We start from the raw sequence: 21615 nt of genomic DNA on the forward strand, positions 1-21615 counted from the left end.
GCCGCCGATCGTGCCGTCGAGATTGCCGTGCACGGTGGTCTGGTTGGCGGTGAGCTTTCCGGTGACATTGACCGTGGCGTTGCCGTCGATCGTCGTGGTATCGGCGAGCATATCGCTGCCCACTTGGATACCGGCATCGCCGCCCACGGTCGTGGTACCGAGCGTGAGGCTCTGGCCCACCGTGGCGGCCAGCGCGCGGCCGACGGTCAGCGCGGTGACGTCCACGTTCGACTTCGCCGTGGCCGTAAGGTCGTTACCGACCTTGAGGGCCGCGACCGTGGCATCGCCATCCATCGCCAGCTTGGCGTCATGGCCTACGTCGATCGTGTCAGCATCGAGCGCGCCGTGCAGCGTGCCGTTGAGGTCATTGCCGACCCGCAGCGTGCCGAGCGTCGTGTTGCCGGTGACCGCGAGCTTCGCATCGCCGTCGATCTGCGTGGTCTTGAGCGAGGCATCACCGCCGATCGTGCCGTCGACGTTGCCGTGCACGGTCGCCTGGTTGGCGGTGAGCTTACCGGTGACATCGAGCGTGGCGTTGCCGTCGATCGTCGTGGTATCGGCCAGCATGTCGCCGCCCACCTGGATACCGGCATCGCCGCCCACGGTCGTAGTCCCGAGCGTGAGGCTCTGGCCCACCGTGGCGGCCAGCGTGCGGCCCACGGTCAGCGCGGTGACGTCCACATTCGACTTCGCCGTGGCCGTGAGGTCATTGCCGACCTTCAGCGTCTTGACGGTTGCATCGCCATCCATCGCCAGCGTGGCGTCGTGGCCCACGTCGATCGTGTCGGCATCGAGCGTGCCGCGCAGCGTCGCGAACAGGTCATTGCCCGCCTGGAGCGTCGTCACGTGCGTTGCGCCAGCGACGTCGAGCGCGGCGTTGCCGCCTGCGGACAGGGTGGCGAAGTCGAGCAGCCCGCCACTGGCCACGGTGAGGTCCTTGCCCGCGGTGACGTAGCCGCCGATCAGCGCCGGCCCGGTCAGGGACACGGAGCCCAGGGTAGCCACGACGTCACCGCCAAGCATGCCGCCGGCCATCGTGAGGTTCACGTCGCCCTTGTCCGCCAGCGCGTGGACGGTCGGCGCGGTGACCACAAGCGGTGCGCCGATGCCACCGCCCGCGTGCAGCACGACCGTGAAGGATGTCTGCAGATTGGTGCCGCCCGGTGCCACCGGCTTCGCGGTGATGTCGCCGCCGGTCTGCACCGAGATCGTGCTGCCCGAGAGATAACCGAGCGTCGCGTCGCCCACCGCGGTCACATCGACCACGTTGGCAGCGGTCAGCGTGCCGATGCTCGCGTCGCCGCCGGCCGAAAGGTGCGCCGCACCGGTGGCAGACGAGATGTTCACGGCCTGCAGGTCGCCGGTGGACACGAGATCGACATCACCATGGACGCTGAGCTGGCCCACGTGGAACGGGCTGCTCACCGAGCTGTCGATACGGACGCTACCGCCCACGGTGCCGGAGAGATCGCCCGCGCCGGTCGCCGCGATGAGGTACTTGCCCGTGTCGCCAAGGAAGCCGACATCGCCACCCGCGCGCAGCACGATGGAGCGGCCATTGAGGGCCACGCCGTCGAGCGTCTGCCAGATCTCATGCGAACCGGCGTCGAGCACGATGTCGCCGTTGGCGCCGACGTGCACGAAGCGCAGGTCGCCGTTGAGCGTGCGCAGCACCACGTCTTCGCTGGCCGTGGCGTCGACCAGCTGTCCACCGATCGAGTACACCAGCGCACGTTCGGTGGTGCCGGACGCGGCGTTTGCCGCGCGGCCGATACTGCCGCCGGAGCCCGTCAGCAGCGTGAGATCGCCGCCAGCGTTGATCGCCGCCGCGTTCGCGTCGCTGGTCGCCGAGGCGATGTTGCCCACCGCAGCCAGGCGAACGTCACGGTCCGCATTGATGCTGGCGATGTTGAGGTCGCCGTTCGCCTGCAGGTAGATCGAGCCACCCTGCCCGGCCTGCGTGCTTGCCGACACCTTGCCGCCCGCCGTCAGGAACAGCGGTTCGGTCTGCTTCACGTCCACCCGGGTGAGGTTGCCACTGGCATCCTTCACAAGGGTGACGTCGCCTGCCGCGTTCGCGGTGGCCAGTGCCGCTGCCTGCGCGTCGGTCACCGTGCCGTCGATCAGCGCCTGGGCATCGATGCTCACCACGGAACCCGACTAACCGATGTTCTGCTTCGCACTCAGGGTGACATCGCGGCCCTGGATGTTCGGCGTCGCGCTGCCCACGAAGGACAACGGCGGCGTAGAGGCGGAGCTGTCGGACGCCACGGCGGCCGTGTTCACCGCGCTGGTCAGCCAGCCGAGCTTCCATGAGGCGAACTCGGTCATCGCGTCGACCTGGGCATCCGTCGCCACGTAGGCGAAGTCGGCCACGGGCGTCGTGAACTTCGCGCCGGCCTTGTAGTTCGCGCCGAGCAGGTCGGTGAAGTACGCATCCAGCGTCGTGTAACGGCCCGCGGCGTAGGCGAGCGTTTCCTGGTCACTGGCCGCATGGCCCAGCGCCGCACTGGCGAGGCCGCGATACAGGTCGATCTTGCCCGCCGCCAGGACGAACGCGCCATCGACCACCGTACCGTTGGCCATCAGGCCTTCGTACTGGCTGTAGTTGCCGTCGGCGGTCTGTTCGATGCGCTTGCGGTTCGCTGCGGCGATCGAGCCATCGGCATCGTCGGCGTCGGTGAGGTGCAATACCTCGCGCACCTTGGTGAGCTGGTCGGCCGACAAGGCCTGGCCCGACGTGGTGCCCGCCGCATCGATGATCGACCCGTCGGGCACGGCCACGTTGACCGAGCCGCCGTCCGACTGGATCAGGCCGACCCGCAGGTCGCCACCGACCTGGCGCAGGTTGATGTCGGACAGCGCGTGCGCATCCACCACCCCGTGGTCGATGCCATGGTTCGCGTTGGTGACGCCGTGCGCGGCGATCACCAGCGCCTGGCTGGCCGTGCCGATGCTGCCACCGGAGTTGACGGTGATGTCGCGGCCGGTGATCGAGGTACCGGTACCGCCGGTGATGTTGCCAGTGGCGTTCAGCGCCACGTCGCCGTAGCCGACGCTGGCGTTGCCGGCGGTGACGTGGTCGAGGTTCAATGCGGTGGCGGCGTTGATGTTGATACCTGCCGCGCCGGCGTCGGCCGCGAGGGAACCGCCGGTCATCACCAGCTGCAACGGGTTGCTGGTGCTGCCGATGGCGCCGGTCGCCTTCAGCGAGACGCCGTTGCTGGTGATCGCACCCGTGGTGCCGGCCAGGATCGAACCGCCGGCGCCCGCCGTCGCATCGATCGAGGTGCTGCCGCTCGGGTTGTAGATGTTGCCGCCAAGCAGGACGTTGGCGTTCGAGTTGACCTGCACCTGGCCCGAGGCATTGCCCTGGAAGTTGATGTGGATGCGGTTGTCTGCCTTCACCGAGCTGGTGAGCAGCAGCTGCGCATCCATGAGGTACTGGTACTGCCAGACGCCCGCGCCACGGTCGTTGTGGCTGATGTCCTTGTCCTGGTTCACCGTGCGGGCGAAGCCATAGTGGCAGCCATCACCGATGTTCTTGCCGCAGCCGTGGTAGTACACGTCCAGCACCGAGGCATAGCCGTTGTTCATCTGGCCGTACGAGGTCGTCGCGGTGATCTTCTCGTCGAAGTAGTTGGTATCCGACGGGTTGCTGACGATACCGCTGGACACGAGCAGGTACTGCGGCGTGGAGACCTTCGTGCCGGTCGCGTCGACGTAACCCCAGTTCGCGGTGCTCTGCAGGTTGGCGATATCGCGGTCGACGTTGACCTGCTGTTCCCACTGGTAGCGCAGGCCCGCCTGCGGGTCGTAGTAGAAGCCCGAGCCATCGGACGCGGCCGTGCCCTCCACCGCATGCGCCACGTCGGTGGCACCGTTCGAGTTGTTGTAGACCTTGGTGCCCACGCCACGCGTGTCCACGTACCACAGGGTCTGCGTGCTGCCGTTCGCCCAGGTCTTGTACGTATCCGTGATCTTCAGTTCGCCGACCGCGTTGTTGCCGGTGTTCACATCGGCCAGCTGCACGGGGATGCCGAGCGAGTTGTTCACCGTGACGTGGCCGTAGCCATCGTTGATCACGATGTTGCCAGTGGCCTTGGTGCTGACGATGCCGCCATCCAGCGAGACGAAGCCGCCGCCGGAGGCATTCACGTTGTCGATGACGATGCTCTTGCTGCCGCGGTCGTACTTGACCAGGCCGGAGACGCAGGTCGCCGCCGCGCCGCCACACCAGAGGTTGGTGGGCAGGTCGACCGTGCCGCTGCCGCCCGCCTGCTGGTCGATGAACGCCTTGGCATCGGCACCCAGCGTGATCACGTAGTCCGTCGGGCGGCCCGCGGTGATCGTGCTGTCGATGTCGATCCACTTGGCCTTGACCGCGACGGTCTGCGCCACCAGGCCCGAAGCCGACGACGTATCGGTCGGGGTCTGGTCGGTGGCATAGGACTTGGTGGTGGCCAGCGTGTAGAGGCCCGGCAGGTCCTGGTCATGGAAGCCGTAGGTGCCGCCCAGCGGGTTGGTGCCGCAGGTGCCGTTCGCATACGGGGCGCAGGTGCCAAACGCAATCACCGACACGCCGCCCTGGCTGCCGTCGTTGAACGCCAGCGCGCCCTTGCCCTGGTTGTAGATCGCGTTGTTGAACGCGCCGTTGTTGCCGTTGTACTGGCCGTTCGCATTGTAAATGGCGTTCAGCGCATACATCACCGCGCTGTTCGCATCGCCCAGGTTGATCTGGTACGCCGCCCACGACGCCACCGGGTCCGCGCCCGAGTAGTAGGTGCTGTCCGGCAGGTAGACGGCCACCGCGCCGTTCGGCACGTATTCCTTGATCTGCTGCGCCGATACCTTGGCGAACTGGCCCACCGACCCGCTGAGGTTGGTGATATCGACCACGCCGCCAAGGTTGGTGATATCGCCGCCAATGAAGATCGCGGGACCCTGCGTCACGTTGTTCGGCGACGAGGGCATGCTGCCGGTGTACGTGTTGCTGATGGTCACCGCGGGTGCGGTGGCGGAGGAGCCGACGTTCACCTTCAGGCTCGGGTCGCTGGCCTGGTTGGCACCGCCGGTGAAGGTGATCGCGCCGCCGCCGTTGGCGGAGACGTTCACCTTGTCGAGCACCAGGTAGGCGCTGCTGGCGTTGCTGATCGTGACCGAGGGGCTGCCGTTGGCCGTGAGCGTGCCGGCGCCAGTGATGTTGCCCGCATGCACCGTGAGGTTGCCGCCGGAGGCGAACATCGAGCCGAGCAGGTACGCCTGCACCGTGCCCGAGCTGGTCGTGCCCTTGAGCAGGTCGGCGACCGAGAGGTCGACCTGCGAGGCCGAACCCGGAGGTGCGCCGGTGCTACCCGAACTCGCGGCCGGCGCCGAGGTGCCATCGCCATCGCCGTTCATCTGCTGCAGGCCGGTCGGCGTCTTCAGCTGGCCCGCGCCCTGCACCACCGGCACGCCGGAGCTGCCGCTGCTGTCGGTGTTCGCACCCAGGCCGGCGGCGTGCTGGTCGATATCACCCCACGGCCGGAACGCACCATTGAAGGTGTAGAGCAAGGGCGCACCGTGGGCGTGGCTGAGCCCGCCGCTGGTGATGGACACCTCGTTGTCCGAGTAGATACCCGCCGTCGCGCTCCCCGACATCACCAGGTTTTCGCCACCATCGCTGCGTGCATCGCTGCTCGTGGTGGTCACCGGGATGAAGCCGATCTCATAGCCGTGGCCGGCGCCTTCGGCGCTCACCGTGGCCTCGCCCTTGTAGCTGCCGAGGCTGATATCCGCGCCGCCGAGCAGGCGTGCGCCGCTGCCCACCGTCGTGGTCGCCGTGCTGTGCACCGCCGTGGTCGCGGAACCGGTCGCGATGGCGATGATGCCGCGGACGTAGGCCTGGCCGATCGTGTCGGCGGTGAACACGCTGCCGATGAAGCCCGACGGATCGATGCCGGCCGTGATGTTCATCTGGCCGAAGCCGAGCAACAGGCCGTCCTGGCCGATACCGACGTTCTGGGTCGCATTGATCGTGGTGCTCGCGCGGGCATCGCCCTGCGCGCCGCCGCCATACGTGTGCGAAAGCGCCGTCTGGTTGGTGAAGCTCTGCATGTAGCTGCCGATGCCGATGGCACCGTTGGTCAGCAGCTTGTCGCGGTCGCCGGTGCCCACGTCGTTGGCGAGCGTGGCGGTGAAGGTATTGCGCACGCCCGAACCGGCGACGGCGCCGCCCGAGTCGAGCGAGACCGTGGCGTCATCGTTCACCTGCGTGCCCGCGCCCACGCGGATGCGGCCCGGGTTGGCGAACGGGTCGGGGCCGCTGGTGTAGATCAGGCCGTCGTACTGGGTGGCGAGCTGGCCGGCCATGCCGGCGCCCAGGCCCGAGACCAGCGTGCTGTCGTTGCCGACCTTCGCCGTCGAGGTACCCGACAGCGTCGTGCTGTTGGTGGCCGCCGCGCCCGAAGCGACGCCGCCGCCACCGCCCTGCACCTGCGGCGCCGAACCCGTATTGGCGAACAGGTTGGCGGCCGCAATGTCGATATAGCCCGAGCCGTACAGCGCCACGTTCTTGCCGACCAGCGCGCTCACATCGCTATGCGCGTTCGTCTGCGCGAACGCGCCACTGGCGTTGGCGATACCGGCACCGACGGCGTTCACATCGACAGCGTAATTCGTGTTGTGCTGCGCGGCGAGCGTGAAACCGCTGCCGTAGAGCGTGGATCCGTCGCTGATGCTGGCGTTCGTCGTCGCAGTGTCGTTGGTCGTGGCATTCGCCGCGTTACCGGAGATCACGCCGCCACTGCCGGCGGTGGCGGACGCCGCGTTGATGTCGGTGCCCAGCGCGCTGACCAGCACGGCACCGGGGCGCGCGCTGTCGCTGTGGTTGCTCGTACCGAGGTAGGCCGAGGTCTGGCTGGTGGCATCCGCTTCACTGATCGCCGCGCCCACGCCCACGAAGCCCGCCGCGCCGGCGGTGGCGCCTGCGGTCTGCGCAGAGAGGCCGACGGCCTGGATGATCAGGTTGCCGTAGGGCAGCGTGACGTTGTCGCCCGTGCCCGCCATGGCGGAGCCGCTGGACACGGCCTTGGCGTAGCTGGCGTTCGCGCCCAGCAGGACGCCGCCGGCGCCACCCGTGGCCTTCGCCGATACACCACCGTCGCTGAGCGCGGCATGCGTCGCGCTGACCGTGGTGGTTGCGCCCGACGCCAGCACGACGTTGTCGCCGAGCGTGGCCGATACGTTCGCGTCATCCTCGGCCGTAGCGACCGAGGCGCCCAGCGCCACGCCGCCCGAGACCGCGACGCCGAACGCACTGGCTTCGACATCCGGGTTAGACGTCGCCGAAAGATTGATGGCGCCGGCGCTGCCAAGCTGCGCGCCCTTGCCCAGGGACGCGCTGACCGTTTCGCGGTCACGCGCGTTGGCATCGCTGCCGTTGCCCGCCGCGAACAGACCCGCGGCGACGGCGTTGGCGCGGGCATCGACCTTGCCGCTCGACGCGGCGCCGATCGTGGTCGCGCCATAGCTGATCGCATAAGCGTCTTCGCCCATGCCCGCGTGGGTGCTGCCGTGCTTGTCGGCCTGGCTGACCACCACGCCCGCGGCCGCGCCGCCGGCGACGAGGCCACCGGCGCGAGCGCCGACGGCGGTCGTGTCATCGGCCTTGATCGTCAGCGAGCCGACGCTCCAGGCGCTGCCATCGAGCGAGGCCGAGACCTGGTTGTTCAGTTCGGAAATGGCGACACCGGCGCCCAGCCCGACGAAGCCCGCCGCGCCCTGGTAAGCGCTTGCCGCGACCGAATAGTCGCCCGCTTCGGCCGACAGGTTGCTGCCGTACACCTTCGCCGTGCCGTTGTTCGCGTGCGCTTCGATATCCAGCGCGCCCGACGTGCTGATCGACGAGGTCGCGTCGACCGTCGCGCCGATGTTCTGGTCCACCACGTTGAAGGCCACGGCGCCGCCGGCGCCGAGGAAGCCGCCACCGGCGATGTTGCCCACCACGTTGGTAAGCGACGTCGTGCCGTTGGCCGTGACCGCGACCGAGCCGGCCGTCACCGTGCTGTTGGCCACCGTGGCCTGGGTGCCATCCGCCTTGCGCAGCAGCTTGCCGCTGCCGTCGAGCAGCGACACCTTCGTCGCCGCGTTCACCGCCGTGGCATCGCCGCTGCTTAGGTGGTTGCCCATCTGCGAGCTGTCGGCCACGCCGCTGCCGCCGATGCTGTTCATCGAGGCGAGCGTGCCGTTGCCACCCTTGTTCAGGTCGCCCATCGGGTCATTGCCCGAGGCGCTGCCGTTGAGCACGCCGTTGCCGATGATCGCCAGGCCGAGCGCGCCGCTGATGCCGACGTTGGAACCCAGTGCACCCGAGAGCGACGTCACGTCCAGCGTACGCGTGCTGGTCGCCGCGACATCCACCGCACCGACGGCGCGCAGCGCGCTATCGAGCACAGAAGCACCCACCGCGCTCTGCACCATCACCACGTTGGCCGAGGCGCCGACACCCGAGCCGCCCAGCGAGATGGCGGCGCTGCCGCCGTTCGAAGCGATATCCAGCGTCTCGCCCGCATGGACTTCGACGCCGGCCACGCCGGACGCGTCGGTCTGGTTGACCTTCGCCCGCTCCATGGTCGCCGTGGTCGTATTGCCCACCACGGTGACGCTGGCCATGCCGGCCACCGCGGCGCCACCGCCACCCGCGCCGCTGACCATGGTGCTGCCGAGCGTCACGTTGGAGTGCGCTTCCACATCGATATCGCTGCCGATGTGCAGGATGGTATCGGCGTCCTTGTCACCGACCGTCGCGCTGGTGGTGTTCTCGCTGTCGGAGAGCAGGAACGAGCCGGCCACCGCGACGCCGCCGAATGCGCCGGCGCCGCCGATCAGGTTGGCCTGGGTCGTGCTGTTCGCGGTGACATCGAGCGTGCCCGCCGTGAGCGTACCGCGATCGACCAGCGCGCTGGTCTGCCCGTCGAAGTGGTTCACGATGGCCGTGCCCGCGCCGCCGGTAAGGGCGGCGGCGAGGCCAACGACAGCAGAAACGTTGCGCTGGCTGGACTCGGCGTCCACGTTCAGCGTGCCACGCGTCGTGATGTTCGCGTTCTGTACCGTAGCCTGCGTGGTGCGCTGGAAGGCGTTGACGCCGATCGCACCGGTTGCCGCCGCATCGGTCACGCCCGCCGCCACGCCCGCCACGAACGAGGCGTCATAGGCATGGCTGCTTGCGCGGACATCCACGGCCTGGGTCGCACCCGCGCCGGAGTTGCCGCCCTGGTTCACCTGGGCATCGGTAATCGAAGCCGTGGTGCTGCCACCGAGCACGTTGGCGTTAGCCATGGCCGAGATGGCGGCGGAACCCAGCGGATCGAACGCGGCCGCGACGCTGGCACCCAGCGTGGCGACCTCCTGGGTCGAGGAAGCGTTCACGGCGAGGCCACTGACCGTCACCGTGCCTTCGGCGAGGTTGGGGTTGGTGTAGTCGCTGGCGTCGTGGATGTTGCCCGTGTCGAGCGCACCCGGGTTGGCGAGCTGGCCGCTCGCCACCGTCAGCTTGTCGCTGGCGTTCTTGCCCAGCGCGTTCACCTGGGTCGTCGCGCCAGAAATGCGTGCGGAGGTCGTGTCGTGCAGGTAGTTGACGACGGCACCGAGGCCGGCGCCCACCGCGTCCACGCCGATACCAGCGCTGCCGGCGAACACGTCGATGCCCTGGCGGCTGCTCGCGATGACGCCAACGTTGTTTTCCGCCGTCACGTGCGCGCCGCCCACGATAGACGCATCGACCGTGCCGTGCACGAGGTTCACCGCGGCCGAGGCCGCACCACCGACCGAGCCGCCACCGACGCCGGCGGCCATGGTCTGGATGTTGGCCGAATGGTCGCTGTTCGGGTTGCTGCTGGTCGCGGCAACGGTCACGTCCTTCGCGTGCCAGTTGGCGCCGTCGATCGTCGCCGTGGTGTTCGTGCCAATATCGTTGACCGCGATGGCCGCGCCCAGGCCGCCGCCCGCGGACACGCCGAGCGAGCCGGCCATCGAAAGGATCTTCGCGTCGTCGCTTGCCGTGACCTTCGTGGTGTTGCCCGCGCTGTCCTGGCTGCCACCCTGGATCGTGGCCGCGATGTCGTTACCGATCGTGTTGACGGTAAGCGCGCCGGAGATGCCGAGGCCTTCACCGCCCGCGGCCGCTGCAGCTACGGTGCGGATCGCGGCGGTCGCGGCCGCGTCCACGGTGGTGCTGCCGGTGACATCCAGCACCGAATTCGAAAGCGTTGCGTGCGTGATGTTGCCGATCGCGTTGGCCGACGAGGCCGCGCCGATACCCGCACCCGAGAAGCCGACGGCGAGGCTGCCGGCGAACGCGTCGATGGACGCCGCATCACTGGCGGTGACATCGAGGCTGGCCATGGTGGCGCGCGGCGCGGTGCCGAGGCCACTGAGTCCATCGACGGTCGCCGTCGTGTGGTTGCCGATGGCGTTGGCGGTGAGCGACCCGCCCACGGCGATATCGCCCGCGACGGCACCGCCAATGGCGAGCGAGTCGATGGTGCCGGTGGCCGCCGCGTCGACATTGACCGCACCGGTCGCCTTCACCTGCGTCGAGGTCAGCGAGGCCGTGGTGTTGTTGCCGATGTTGCCGAGCGCGAAGCCCGCGCCCGCCGCGGCTTCCGATGAGCCGGCGATCGCACCGGCCAGCGTGTGGATCGTGGCGCTGTCCTGCGCGTGCACGCCGACGCTCGACGTATCCAGCGTGCTCGCGTCGATCTTCGCCCGGGTGAACGTCTGGCGCAGGGCGCTGCCCAGCGTCCCGGTTGCACCGGTGTCTTCGAGACCGATGTCATTGATCGCCAGCGAAGCGGTCAGCGCGAGCTGGTCGCTGCCGGCCACGCCGACCGCGGCCGCGTTGATCGTGCCGCTCGAGCAGGCGCTCGCCGAGACCGTGGCGGCATCGCCGCTGCAACCGGTCGCCGTGCCGCTACCCGTGGTGGTGACCTTCGCATCGACGATGGACGCACTGGTCTGGCTGCCGATTTCGTCGAAGGCGACGGCCAGGCCCATGGAGCTTCCGCTCGGCGCGATGCCGATGGCGCCTGCGAGCGTATCGATCGTCGCAGCGTTGTTCGCGTCGACCTTCACGGTCCCCGCGTTCACCGTCGTCGCAGTCGTCTTGCCCGTGTCACCGAGCGTCGCGCTGACGTTGTCGTTGATGAAGTTGGCAGTGACCGAACCGGCACCGGCGAATTCGCCCTTGCCGCCGGCAATACCCGCGGCGATCGCGACGATACGCGTATCGTCGCTGGCGGTGACGGCCACGTTGCCGGTCGTGCTGACCGCGCCACCCACGATGGATGCGGCGTATGTATCGGCAATGCTGTTGATCGCCACGGACATGCCCGCGGCACTGCCACCGGCCAGGCCCACGGCGCCGGAGACGGCGAAGATCGCCGAGCCGGTCGGCGAGGAACCGTCGACCGAGGCTGCACTGAAATCGACGAAGCTGGCGGTCGAGTACCCGTTCGCCATGAGCAGGTCATCGTAGGCCTTCACGTCCTTCGAGCCGCTGGCGTTGACCGTGACATCGCCCTTGCCGTTGCTGACGGTAGCGCCGGTGACGCTGGCGGTGACGCTGTTCGCCACCTGGTTGATGGTGAAGGAGCCGGCGAGCTCAAGGCTGTCCGAACCCTTCGACGCCGCCACGGCCGCGGCCGCCGCGGCGATCCGCGAGGCGGTGAGCGCCTGCACCGAGAGATCGCCGAAGCCGCTGTACGTGCCGCCACTGATCGTCGCGGCATCGGTATTCGCGATATCGCTCCAGGTTACCGACGCGCCCACGCCCTTGCTGCCGCCGATGGCGAACGCACCGCCACCCGCGCCGATGTTGGTGTGGTCGTAAGCGGTGACGTCCAGCGACGAGGCCGACGAGGCCGCGGTAAGCGTGCTGTTCGTGATGCTCGCCGAGGTTTCGTTCGACGTGGTGCCGATCGAGAACGAGCCGGCCGCGGAGGCGCTCGTGTCGTCGCTGTTCTTGTTGTACGCAAGCCCCAGGCCGAGGTCGAGGATCGAGCCGCCGGACAGCGCCTGCACGGTGACATCGCCCGCGTGCGGCGCGATGACGCCGGAAAGGCTGGCCATGGTGTCGTTATCCATGAAGCTGTAGGCAACCGCACCGGCCAGCCCCGCACTGCCCTGGCCCTGCGAGTTCGCGGTCACCAGCGCCCCCGCGCCGCTGGCACTGATCAGGTCGGTCTGGTTCAGCGCCGTGACGCTGATATCGCTGCCGCCCGTCGTGCCGCGGCGGTCGATCGTCACGCCCGTAATCGCGGCATGCGTATCCAGGTTGCCGATGCCGACGGTCGCGCTGCCGGAAACGCCGATGCCCATGCTCGGCTCGCTGGCCTTGTCCGCGCTGCCCGAGTCCTTGCTGCCTTCCTGCTGCTTCGCCTTGCCGACCAGGTCGCCCACCACGGGCAGCTTGCCCAGCAGGGTGGAGATACCAAAGCCGCTGGTGCTGCTATCCGATTTGGCCTGCGTGGTCTGCAGGAAGCCCGGGCTGGCGTCGCCCGCGAGCTTGCCGTCGGCGGCGCCGCCGGAGCCGTCGGTCGGCGCGGCGGTGCCCGAGCCCGTCCCGCCGCCCGTACTACCCGCACCCGCCTGTTGCGACTGGCCCTTGGCCTGCGCACCGGAGATCGCGATCGCACCGCTGCGGCCATCGGTGGCTGCCTGCACGGTGACCGTGTTGGCGAGGATTCCGGCCGTGGGCAGCGACGCCGCGGCGGCCATCGACGGGTCGACGCGCGTGGCGTCGGCGCTGTTGTCACCGATGTAAGCCTGGGTATCGGCGGTGAGGTTATTGATGGCGATGCCGACGCCCACGCCAACGCTGCTGCCCTGCGCGATGGCACCTGCGATCGACCAGATGCCCGCGCCCTGGTGTGCCGCCACGTCGACCACGTTGGCCGTGACGCTGGCGGTGTTCGCGATGGACGCATGGGTGGTGTTATCGATGTTCGCCATGGCGAAGATCACATTGCCCGCCGCGCCCGCGCCGCGCCCGGCCGACGGGGTGATCACCACCATCTGCTGCGTGTCGTTGGCGGACACGCCCACGCCCGCCGCCGTCACGGTCACGCCGTCGCCGATGCCGGCGAGGGTGTTATCCGAGTAGTTCGCCACGTTGACGCCCGCACCCACGGAGCCGCCATCGGCGCCTCCGCTCGTGCCGTTGACCTTCAGCAGCTCGATGTTGCCCGCGATATCGATGGTCTGCGTCAGCGTCTGCGCGGACACACCAACAGCGTGCTGGAAGCCAAAATCCACGTCGTCAATCGCATTGCCTTCGGCGTCGCTGCCAAGGCTGGCCGTGTGCGTCCACGCCGCATCGGTGCTTGCCGTGGCATTGAGCTTCGCGCCGCTGCCCCCCCATGCGGTGTTGTCGTTGCCGATGGCGAGGAAACTCATCGCGCCGGCGAGGCCGACGTCCTGGGTCTTCGAGGTGGCGTTCGCGTAGCTCGTGGCCAGCGGCTTGCCGTTGCCCTTGAGGTCGGTGTACAGGTCCTTCAGGAACGACGGGACGTTGGAGAATTCGTCGAGACCCGACGTATCCGGCATGGCCCACAGGCGCGAGACATCGCTGCCCACGCCGATGTGCAGGCCGCTGATATCCGCGTTGCTGCCCACCGTGGCCGACGCGCTGTCGTTCAGCAGGCCGACGCCAAACGCAAGGCTCGCCGAGAGCGTCGCGGCGTTGTCCTTGCCCGATTCAGTCTCGGTCGTGGCCGCGATGGTGGTGGCGGCATCCTGGATGCGCGCCTGCACGGCCACATCACCCGAGGCCTTCACCCCCGCGCCGTTGCCGATGGAGGCATGCGCGCCGTTGCTCACATCCGCCACGGCCACGCCCACGCCGCCGCGGAAGAAGCTCTTGCCACTGTCCGCGTCAGTGCCCTGCTTCGCCTCGCCGGTCTGCTTCGCGGTTTCCTCATTGGCCTGGGCCAGCTTCTCGCCCAGCTTTTCCTCGAGGAAGGGCATCAGGTCCGCGCCACCGGACGACACGACCTGCTTCGGCGTGGTGCTGTCCTGCTCGGCGCCTACCGCGGTCTCCGCTTCCACGGAGGTTTTCGCGGTGACCGAGTCGGTGAGCACGGTGAGCGAGCCGAGCGGCGCCTGGGTGGTGCCCAGGTTCGCGTTGTTGGTCGCGCTCGCGTTGCTATCCACGAAGAGCAGCGCGGCGTTCGCGCCCACGCTGCTGCCTTCGTTGGCCTTCACTTCGGAGCTGACTTCGTAGCTGCCGCTGTTGTGCGCGAGGATGCTGACATCCTTGCCACTGATGGTCGCGCCCGAGGCAACGCTCGCACGCGTATCGGTGACGACGTTACCGATCACCGCGGTGACGGCGACGGAGGTGTCCTTGCCCGAGGTCTTCGCGCTGATATCGAGTTCGTCGGAATGCAGCGCCTTGACCGTGACGTTGCCGCCGGCCTGGATGCTGGCACCTGATGCGATCGTCGCGGAGGTATCACCGCGCGTCTCACCGTAGATCGCAGCGGCGAGCACGGACTGCTGGCCGACGTTGTTAAGCGCCGACGTCGCGGATTTCGCGCTGGTCGCGGCCGAGAGCACGACATCGCCCGTGGCGATGATGCTGGCGGTGCCACCCAGGGTGACCGCCGCGGTGCTGCTGGCCGCGACGTAACCGATCGGGAGTGGCGGGAGGCCGATCTTCACCGCGCCCGCGGGCAGCGTGCCGCCGAGCGTGTTGATCGCGTCGTCCAGGCTCGCATAGTCCGCCGTCGCGTTGCTTGTTGCGTTGACGCTGACGTTCCTGCCGCTGATCGCGCCGTTGAGGGTCACCGAGCTTTCAGCGCTCGCCTGGCCCGAGGCCTTGCTGTCTTCCGCCGAGGCCACCAGCGTGACGTCGCGGCCGGTCGCCTTTACCTGGCTCCCATTGGCCAGGCTGATGGTTTCGCCGACGAGGCGAATGCCCTGGTCGTCCTTTACGATGCTGACCTGGCCATCGCCGCCGGTGTTCACCGCGGTATCGAAGCCGGTGCCCGTCGCGCCACCCGCAACGAAAATCGTGCCCGAGGTGTCGAGGGCGTGTGCCTGGATGCGCACGCCCGACGTGGTCGTGATCCTGCCGTTGATGCTGACCGACGCAGCATCATGGTCGATGCTGCCATCGAGCAGCTTGCCGGTCATCGTGCCGCCGCCGGTGGCCGCTTCCGAGAGCAGCGCATCCATGCTCGCCTGGCTCGGCGTGACGATGGACAGCGCGCCGACATTGATGCTGCCGGTGGCACCCACGACCATGCCGTTCGCATCGGCGAAGAAGACCCGCCCCGCGCCCTTGGTCGCACCGACCATGCTGTTCACGGTGCCGTCGACGATGGCACGGGTGTCGACCAGGTTCACCAGGTTGGCTGCGCCATCCGGCAGGGGCAGGTTCACCGTGTCGTTCTGGCCCACCTGGAAATCGTGGAAGCTGTTGAACGCGGTGGTGCTGTTGTTCCTGCGCACCGTGTTCACGTCGATCGTCGATGCATCGGTCTGCGTGATCACCGTCGTCTGCGGCAGCTTGCCGCTGGAGGTCACGGTCGAGGCCGCCCATGCCGCGCCGGGGGCGCCGAGCGAGAGGGCGCTGGCCAGCGCGACGCTGAGCTTGTGCAGCGGGTGGGCGACCACGCCCTGGCTGGCAAGCGGCGCACGCGCGCAACGGCCCTTCTTCCCGGCGAGGCGGGACGGCGACTTCGACGACATGTTTTTCCCCTGTAGCGCCGGGCTTATCCAGCCCGGCCGTGGTACTGCTTGAAGTGGTGCGTGTTCAGTTCACGGCCACGGCAGCGCGGCGGCGATCGAGCCGCGCGGACAACCGTTGGACGTTGTGCAGCGAATGCAGGTGCGCATGGACCAGGCCCAGGTCGCCGCTGGCGTGCAGCGTGGCGAGCGGCTTGCCCTTCAACGCGGCCAGCCGCTCCGCCGAGACGACCTGGAAGCCGTCGAGCGTGCTGGGCGCGCCCTGGGCGGGCTGGACATGCAAGGTGCGTGTTTCGAGCAGGCCAAGCGCACGCAGGCGCGCGGTGAACGCGCGCGTCTCGCCCAGGCCGGCCTGGAAATCGGAAAGGAAGCGCAGCGCGTGGGCAAGCAGCTCCGTGTCGCTGCCATCATCGTTGAACAGCGGCTCGCCCTGGTCGCGGGCGAAACCCGCATAGCCTTCGTCGACGCACACGGTGAAGTCTTCACCGTTGTCGCCTTCGGCCAGGACGAACGGGTAGCGACGGATGAAAGCCGGCACATAGGCGTCCTGCGCCCACTGGCCCGCATCGTCCACGAAAAGATTGTCGGCGCCGTGCAGCCCGAGCAGCACCGCGGGCTGTTCCTGCCCCGGCTGGCCGGCGAACACGATCGGGTACTCCAGCCCCGCACGCGCGAATTCCGCGGCCACGACGGGCACGGAGTTCACGCCGCGCGCGAACGCATGGCTGGTACCTGCGGTAACGAGGCGCAGGCCCCGGTGGGCCGCGCGGTTGAGCTGCCGCGGCCGGTCGTAAATCAGGAGTTGCTTCACACTTCTTCCCCTGCCCGGAAAATGTGAACTACATCACATTATGTGTCGAGGCAGGCATTGTTCGTCAATCGGAAGATGTGAAGGCCTACCGCCCGAGGTTCCGGTAGGGCTCGAGCAGGGCCGGGTCGTCGAAGCAGGCATCGGGCACCAGGTAGCGCGGTTCGCCACCGCCGGCGAATGCCTCGCGGATGGCCGTGGCGGCGATGTCTAGAGGGGTGATGTCGATACCGACGACGCTGCCGATAGGCCCGTGGACGCGGGTCGCGCGGCGCGGGGCCACGAACGCCTCCAGTTCGGGTGGCAGCGGGTGCGTCCCGCCCGGGCGGGTCAGCACGCCGACGTGCGCGAGGTCGAAAAGGTCACGCCAAAGGTGCCATGAGGCCAGCCCGGCGAAGGCGTCGGCGCCCACGAGGAGCACGAGCGGCCGTTCGGCCCCGACCTCGGCGCGCAACGACGCCAGGGTGTCGACGGTGTACGACGGCCCGTCGCGGTCGAGCTCGCGGGTATCCAGGATCAGCCGGTCCTGTCCTTGCAGGGCGGCGCGCAGCAGGGCGACGCGGACCGCGGCATCGGAGATCGGCGGCGGCCGGTGCGGCGGGGTGCGCGCCGGCACCATGCGCACCTCGGCATCCAGCGCCTCGGCCGCTTCCCAGGCCGCGCGGAGGTGTCCGTTGTGCACCGGGTCGAAGGTGCCGCCGAGGATGGCGAGGGGACGCGGATGGTTCATGCGAAGGCTGCGGCCGCGCGCGGCTCGGCGATGGCGGCGATGAGCCGCTCGGCCTCGAGCCAGGGATCGCCCTGCTCGCGGCCCTTGGCCATGCGGTCGATCCGCGCGGCGCGGGCCAGGCAGGCCATCCAGTGCTCGCGCGGCGCACGGCGCAACGCCTTGCGGAACAGCTGTTCGCGCGCCGGCCAGAGCCGCTCGGCCTTGGCCTGCGCGGAGAAGTCGCGCGCATTCGCGAGGCGCAGCGCGAGCTGCAACTGGTTGACCAGCCAGCCCATCAGGGCGATGAGTTCATCCCCCTCGGCGCGCAGGCCGGCGAGGATGCGCAGGGCACGCCCGCCGTCGCCGGCAAAGGCGGCGTCGGTGAGCTTGAATGCATCGAAACGGGCGCTATCGGCCACCAGGCCCTCGAGCGTGGCGGCATCCAGCCGGCGGTCGCCGGCCAGCACCACCAGCTTGTCGATTTCCTGGGCGGCGGCGAGCAGGTTGCCTTCCACCCGCTCGGCCAGCATGGCGACCGCGTCCGGCGTGGCCTGCAGCCCGCGCGAGGCAAGCCGCTGGCCAATCCACTGGCCCCATTCGTTCGGGCGCGGCGCGTTGAAGACGACCTGGATCCCGCCCTGGTCCACGCTTTTCGTCCACGCGGCCTCGTGCTTGGTACTCCATTCCGTCGCGGAGATCAGCAAGGTGGTGTCGGGCGGCGGGTCGTTCACGAACGCAGTAATCGCCGCCCCGCCGTCCTTGCCCGCCCGGCCACCGGCCAGGCGCAGGTCGAGGAGGCGCTGGGTGGCGAACAGCGAAAGGCCCGCGGAGGAACGGGCCAGGTCATCCCAGTCGAAGCGGCTGTCGGCCTCGAGCACTTCGCGCTCGGTGTAACCGAGGCGGCGGGCCATGGCACGCAACGCGTCGGCCGCCTCCAGGACCAGCAGTTCCTCGCCCACCAGCAAGTACACCGGCGCCATGCGGTCACCGGCGAGGTGCTTGTGCCAGAGGGCGGGCTGCATCGGCACCGCGTCCGCCCCTTACTGCGCGGACGGCGCCGGGGCCGGCTCGACTACCGGCGGGTGGTTACGCGCCGCCTGCAGGCGGAACAGGATCGACTGGACCATGTCGCCGATGAGGCTGCGCTGCAGTTCTTCCGTCTGCGCCGCCGTACCGATCGAGTTGGTGGCGTCGTAGCTGAACTCGCGCGACATGTCGACCGACTGCGGCGCGACCAGCACGGTGCCGTCCGGCGCCTTCGCGTTGAAGTCGACGTGGTAGCGCACGGCGTATTCGGTGACGCGCGCCGTGCCGCTCACGGTGAGCGAGTCGGTACGGAACGTGTTCGAGGTCACGGCCAGTTCGGCGACACCCGGGCCCGGCTTGTCGACCACGGTGGCGTTCGAGTTCTCGATCGCGCGGGTCAGTTCACGCTCGAGACGCCCGCCGCCGACGACGGTCAGGTGCACCTTGTCCATGCCCTGGGGCAAGGCGGCCGACTGGCGCAGGTGGAACCCGCAGGCGCCCAGCAGGGCGGTGGCGGCGACGACCAGGGCGACACGGGTAACGTTCGGGCTCATGGTTATCCTGCGACGATGTTGACGATCTTGCCGGGCACGACGATCACCTTGCGCACGGTAAGGCCTTCCAGCTGCGCGGCCACCACCGGCAGCGCGCGGGCCTGGGCCTCGGCCTCTTCCTTCGAGGCGCTGGCCGGCAGGTCGATGGTAGCGCGAAGCTTGCCATTCACCTGCACCGCGTAGGTCAGCGAATCGCGGACGAGGGCCGTGGGGTCCACCGCCGGCCAGCCGGCGTCTTCCACCAGGGCTTCGCCATGGCCCAGCGCCTGCCACAGTGCATGCGAAACGTGTGGCGTGAACGGATTGATCAGCTGGACGACCGCGGTAAACGCTTCCTGGCGGAGCGTCACGCCTTCCTCGCTTGCGTCATCGAACTTGTTCAGCGCGTTGAGCAGCTCCATCAGCGCGGCGATGGCCGTGTTGAACGACTGGCGGCGGCCGATATCGTCGGTGACCTTCTGGATGGTCTCGTGCAGCTGGCGGCGCAGCGTCTTGCGCGCAGCCTCGCCGGCCGGGTTCGCACCCTGCCCCTTGCCACCTTCGGCGTGGGTGGTCACATCGCGCCACAGGCGGCGCAGGAAGCGGGCCATGCCTTCCACGCCCGCCTCGTTCCACTCCAGCGACTGATCGGGCGGCGCGGCGAACATGGAGAACAGGCGCACGGTGTCGGCGCCGTACTTCTGGATCATGGCCTGCGGATCGACACCGTTGTTCTTCGACTTGGCCATCTTCTCGATGCCGCCGATTTCCACCGGCTTGCCATCCGAGCGCAGGGTGGCGCCGGTGATACGGGCGCGCTCGTCGCGCTGCACGTCCACGTCGGCCGGGTTGAACCAGGTGAACGAGCCGTCGGCTTCCTTGCGGAAGTAGGTTTCGGCGATGACCATGCCCTGGCAGAGCAGGTTGGTGGCCGGCTCGTCGCTGGACACCAGGCCTTCGTCACGCATGAGCTTGTGATAGAAGCGGAAGTACAGCAGGTGCAGGATCGCGTGCTCGATGCCGCCGATGTACTGGTCGACCGGCGTCCAGTACTTCGCGCGCTCATCCACCTGCGCGTTCGCGCCGGGGCTGGTGTAGCGGGCGTAGTACCAGCTCGATTCCATGAAGGTATCGAACGTGTCGGTCTCGCGCTCGGCCGGGCCGCCGCAGTTCGGGCAGGTGGTCTTGCGCCATTCCGGGTCGGCCTTGATCGGCGACTGCACGCCGGAGAACTCGACGTCCTCGGGCAGGATGACCGGCAGCTGGTCTTCCGGCACCGGCACCGCATCGCACTGCGGGCAGTAGATGACCGGGATGGGGCAACCCCAATAGCGCTGGCGGCTGACGCCCCAGTCGCGGATGCGCCAGTTCACCCGGCGCTCGCCACGGCCGGCGGCCTCGAGCTTCGCCGCGATGGCGTCGAACGCCGCGTCGAAATCCAGGCCATCGAATTCGCCCGAGTTCACGAGGTAACCGTGCTCGGTGTAGGCACCCGCTTCCTGGATGCCGGTTTCAAACGACTTCACCGTCTCCACCGCGGCCGAGGTCGCGTAGGCATCGGTGCTGCCGCCTTCCAGCGCGTGCTGGGTGGCGTCGGTGCCCTCGCCCTTCGCGAGATCGCGGTCGATTTCCGCCAGCGCATCGACCACGCCCTGGTCGACGACGACCATCTTGATCGGCAGCGAATACTTCTGGGCGAACTCCCAGTCACGCTGGTCGTGGCCGGGCACGGCCATGACGGCGCCGGTGCCGTAGCCCATCAGCACGAAGTTGGCGACCCACACCGGCACCTTTTCGCCGGTGATCGGGTGGATGGCGTCCACGCCGGTGTAATAGCCGCGCTTTTCCTGCGTTTCCAGCTCGGCCTCGGAGACGCCGCCGGCCTTGCAGGATTCAATGAACTCGGCGAGACCGGGGTTGCCCACGGCGGCCTGGGTGGCGATCGGGTGTTCCGCGGCGACGGCCACGTAGGACACGCCCAGCAGGGTGTCGGGGCGCGTGGTGAACACCTTCAGCGGCTCGGCCTGGCCTTCGACGTCGAAGGTGATTTCCAGGCCCTGCGAGCGGCCCAGCCAGTTGCGCTGCATGGTCTTCACCGCATCCGGCCAGCCCGGCAGCGTGTCCAGGCCGTCGAGCAGCTCCTGCGCATAGGCGGTGATCTTGAGGAACCACTGCGGGATCTCGCGCTTCTCGACGACGGCACCGGAGCGCCAGCCACGGCCGTCGATGACCTGCTCGTTGGCGAGCACGGTCTGGTCGACCGGATCCCAGTTGACGACGCTGTTCTTGCGGTACACCAGCCCCTTTTTCATGAGCCGGGTGAACATCTGCTGCTCCCACTGGTAGTACTCGGGGCGGCAGGTGGTGACTTCGCGGGTCCAGTCGTAGGCGAAACCCATGCGCTTGAGCTGCTCGCGCATGTGTTCGATGTTCTTGTAGGTCCACTTGGCCGGCGCGGTCTTGTTCTTGATCGCGGCGTTTTCGGCGGGCAGGCCGAAGGCGTCCCAGCCCATGGGCTGGAGGACGTTCTTGCCCTGCTGGCGCTGGAAGCGGCTGATGACGTCGCCGATGGTGTAGTTGCGGACGTGGCCCATGTGGAGGGCGCCCGACGGGTACGGGAGCATCGAGAGGCAGTAGTACTTGGGCTTGCCGGTGTCTTCGGTGACTTCGAAGGCACGGGTGTCGCTCCAGTAGCGCTGGGCGGCGGTTTCTACGGCGTCGGGGGCGTAACCGCCCTGCTCGCGCGTGGCCTGGTCGTTGCTGTCCTGCATGGTGTCTGGTACCGGATGGGGGCGCGGGTGGCCGCCTGT

7 protein-coding genes are annotated in these 21615 nt (G+C 68.6%); all 7 read right to left on the minus strand.

Annotation, left to right across the window (positions count from 1 at the left end; all coding sequences use genetic code 11):
• Window positions 1-2148, minus strand: a 2148-nt coding sequence (locus ACTHLF_RS16585; RefSeq protein ID WP_440328670.1) for a beta strand repeat-containing protein, incomplete at its 3' end; no start/stop codon positions are given.
• A gap of 12 nt (window positions 2149-2160) precedes the next feature.
• Entirely contained in the window at window positions 2161-15732 is a 13572-nt protein-coding gene (locus ACTHLF_RS16590) for a leukotoxin LktA family filamentous adhesin (protein ID WP_440328672.1), read from the minus strand.
• Between the two features lie 64 nt (window positions 15733-15796).
• Complete coding sequence (locus ACTHLF_RS16595; RefSeq protein ID WP_440328673.1) at window positions 15797-16540, minus strand: SapC family protein; 744 nt, start codon at window positions 16538-16540, stop codon at window positions 15797-15799.
• Between the two features lie 85 nt (window positions 16541-16625).
• Window positions 16626-17267 (minus strand): nicotinate-nucleotide adenylyltransferase, encoded by a 642-nt coding sequence (gene nadD / locus ACTHLF_RS16600; RefSeq protein ID WP_440328675.1) that lies wholly within the window; start codon window positions 17265-17267, stop codon window positions 16626-16628.
• Window positions 17264-18268 (minus strand): DNA polymerase III subunit delta, encoded by a 1005-nt coding sequence (gene holA / locus ACTHLF_RS16605; protein ID WP_440328677.1) that lies wholly within the window; start codon window positions 18266-18268, stop codon window positions 17264-17266. The genes nadD and holA overlap by 4 nt, the downstream gene beginning before the upstream one ends.
• Before the next feature lie 18 nt (window positions 18269-18286).
• Window positions 18287-18826 carry an LPS-assembly lipoprotein LptE gene (locus tag ACTHLF_RS16610; RefSeq protein ID WP_440328679.1) on the minus strand — a complete coding sequence of 180 codons (540 nt, stop codon included), beginning with the start codon at window positions 18824-18826 and terminating at the stop codon, window positions 18287-18289.
• 2 nt (window positions 18827-18828) lie between these two features.
• A complete protein-coding gene (gene leuS / locus ACTHLF_RS16615; RefSeq protein ID WP_440328680.1) occupies window positions 18829-21576 on the minus strand; it encodes a leucine--tRNA ligase in 2748 nt (915 codons plus the stop codon).
• Between the last annotated feature and the right edge of the window lie 39 nt (window positions 21577-21615).

Origin of the sequence: Luteibacter sp., assembly GCF_051958795.1 — a bacterium.
Lineage (GTDB): Bacteria > Pseudomonadota > Gammaproteobacteria > Xanthomonadales > Rhodanobacteraceae > Luteibacter.

What these genes read in the sequence shown, in the direction of transcription:
- ACTHLF_RS16590 (WP_440328672.1), bottom strand. Translation starts at nt 15,732, where the DNA reads ATGTCGTCGAAGTCGCCGTCCCGCCTCGCCGGGAAGAAGGGCCGTTGC.
- nadD (WP_440328675.1), bottom strand. Translation starts at nt 17,267, where the DNA reads ATGAACCATCCGCGTCCCCTCGCCATCCTCGGCGGCACCTTCGACCCG.
- holA (WP_440328677.1), bottom strand. Translation starts at nt 18,268, where the DNA reads ATGCAGCCCGCCCTCTGGCACAAGCACCTCGCCGGTGACCGCATGGCG.
- ACTHLF_RS16610 (WP_440328679.1), bottom strand. Translation starts at nt 18,826, where the DNA reads ATGAGCCCGAACGTTACCCGTGTCGCCCTGGTCGTCGCCGCCACCGCC.
- leuS (WP_440328680.1), bottom strand. Translation starts at nt 21,576, where the DNA reads ATGCAGGACAGCAACGACCAGGCCACGCGCGAGCAGGGCGGTTACGCC.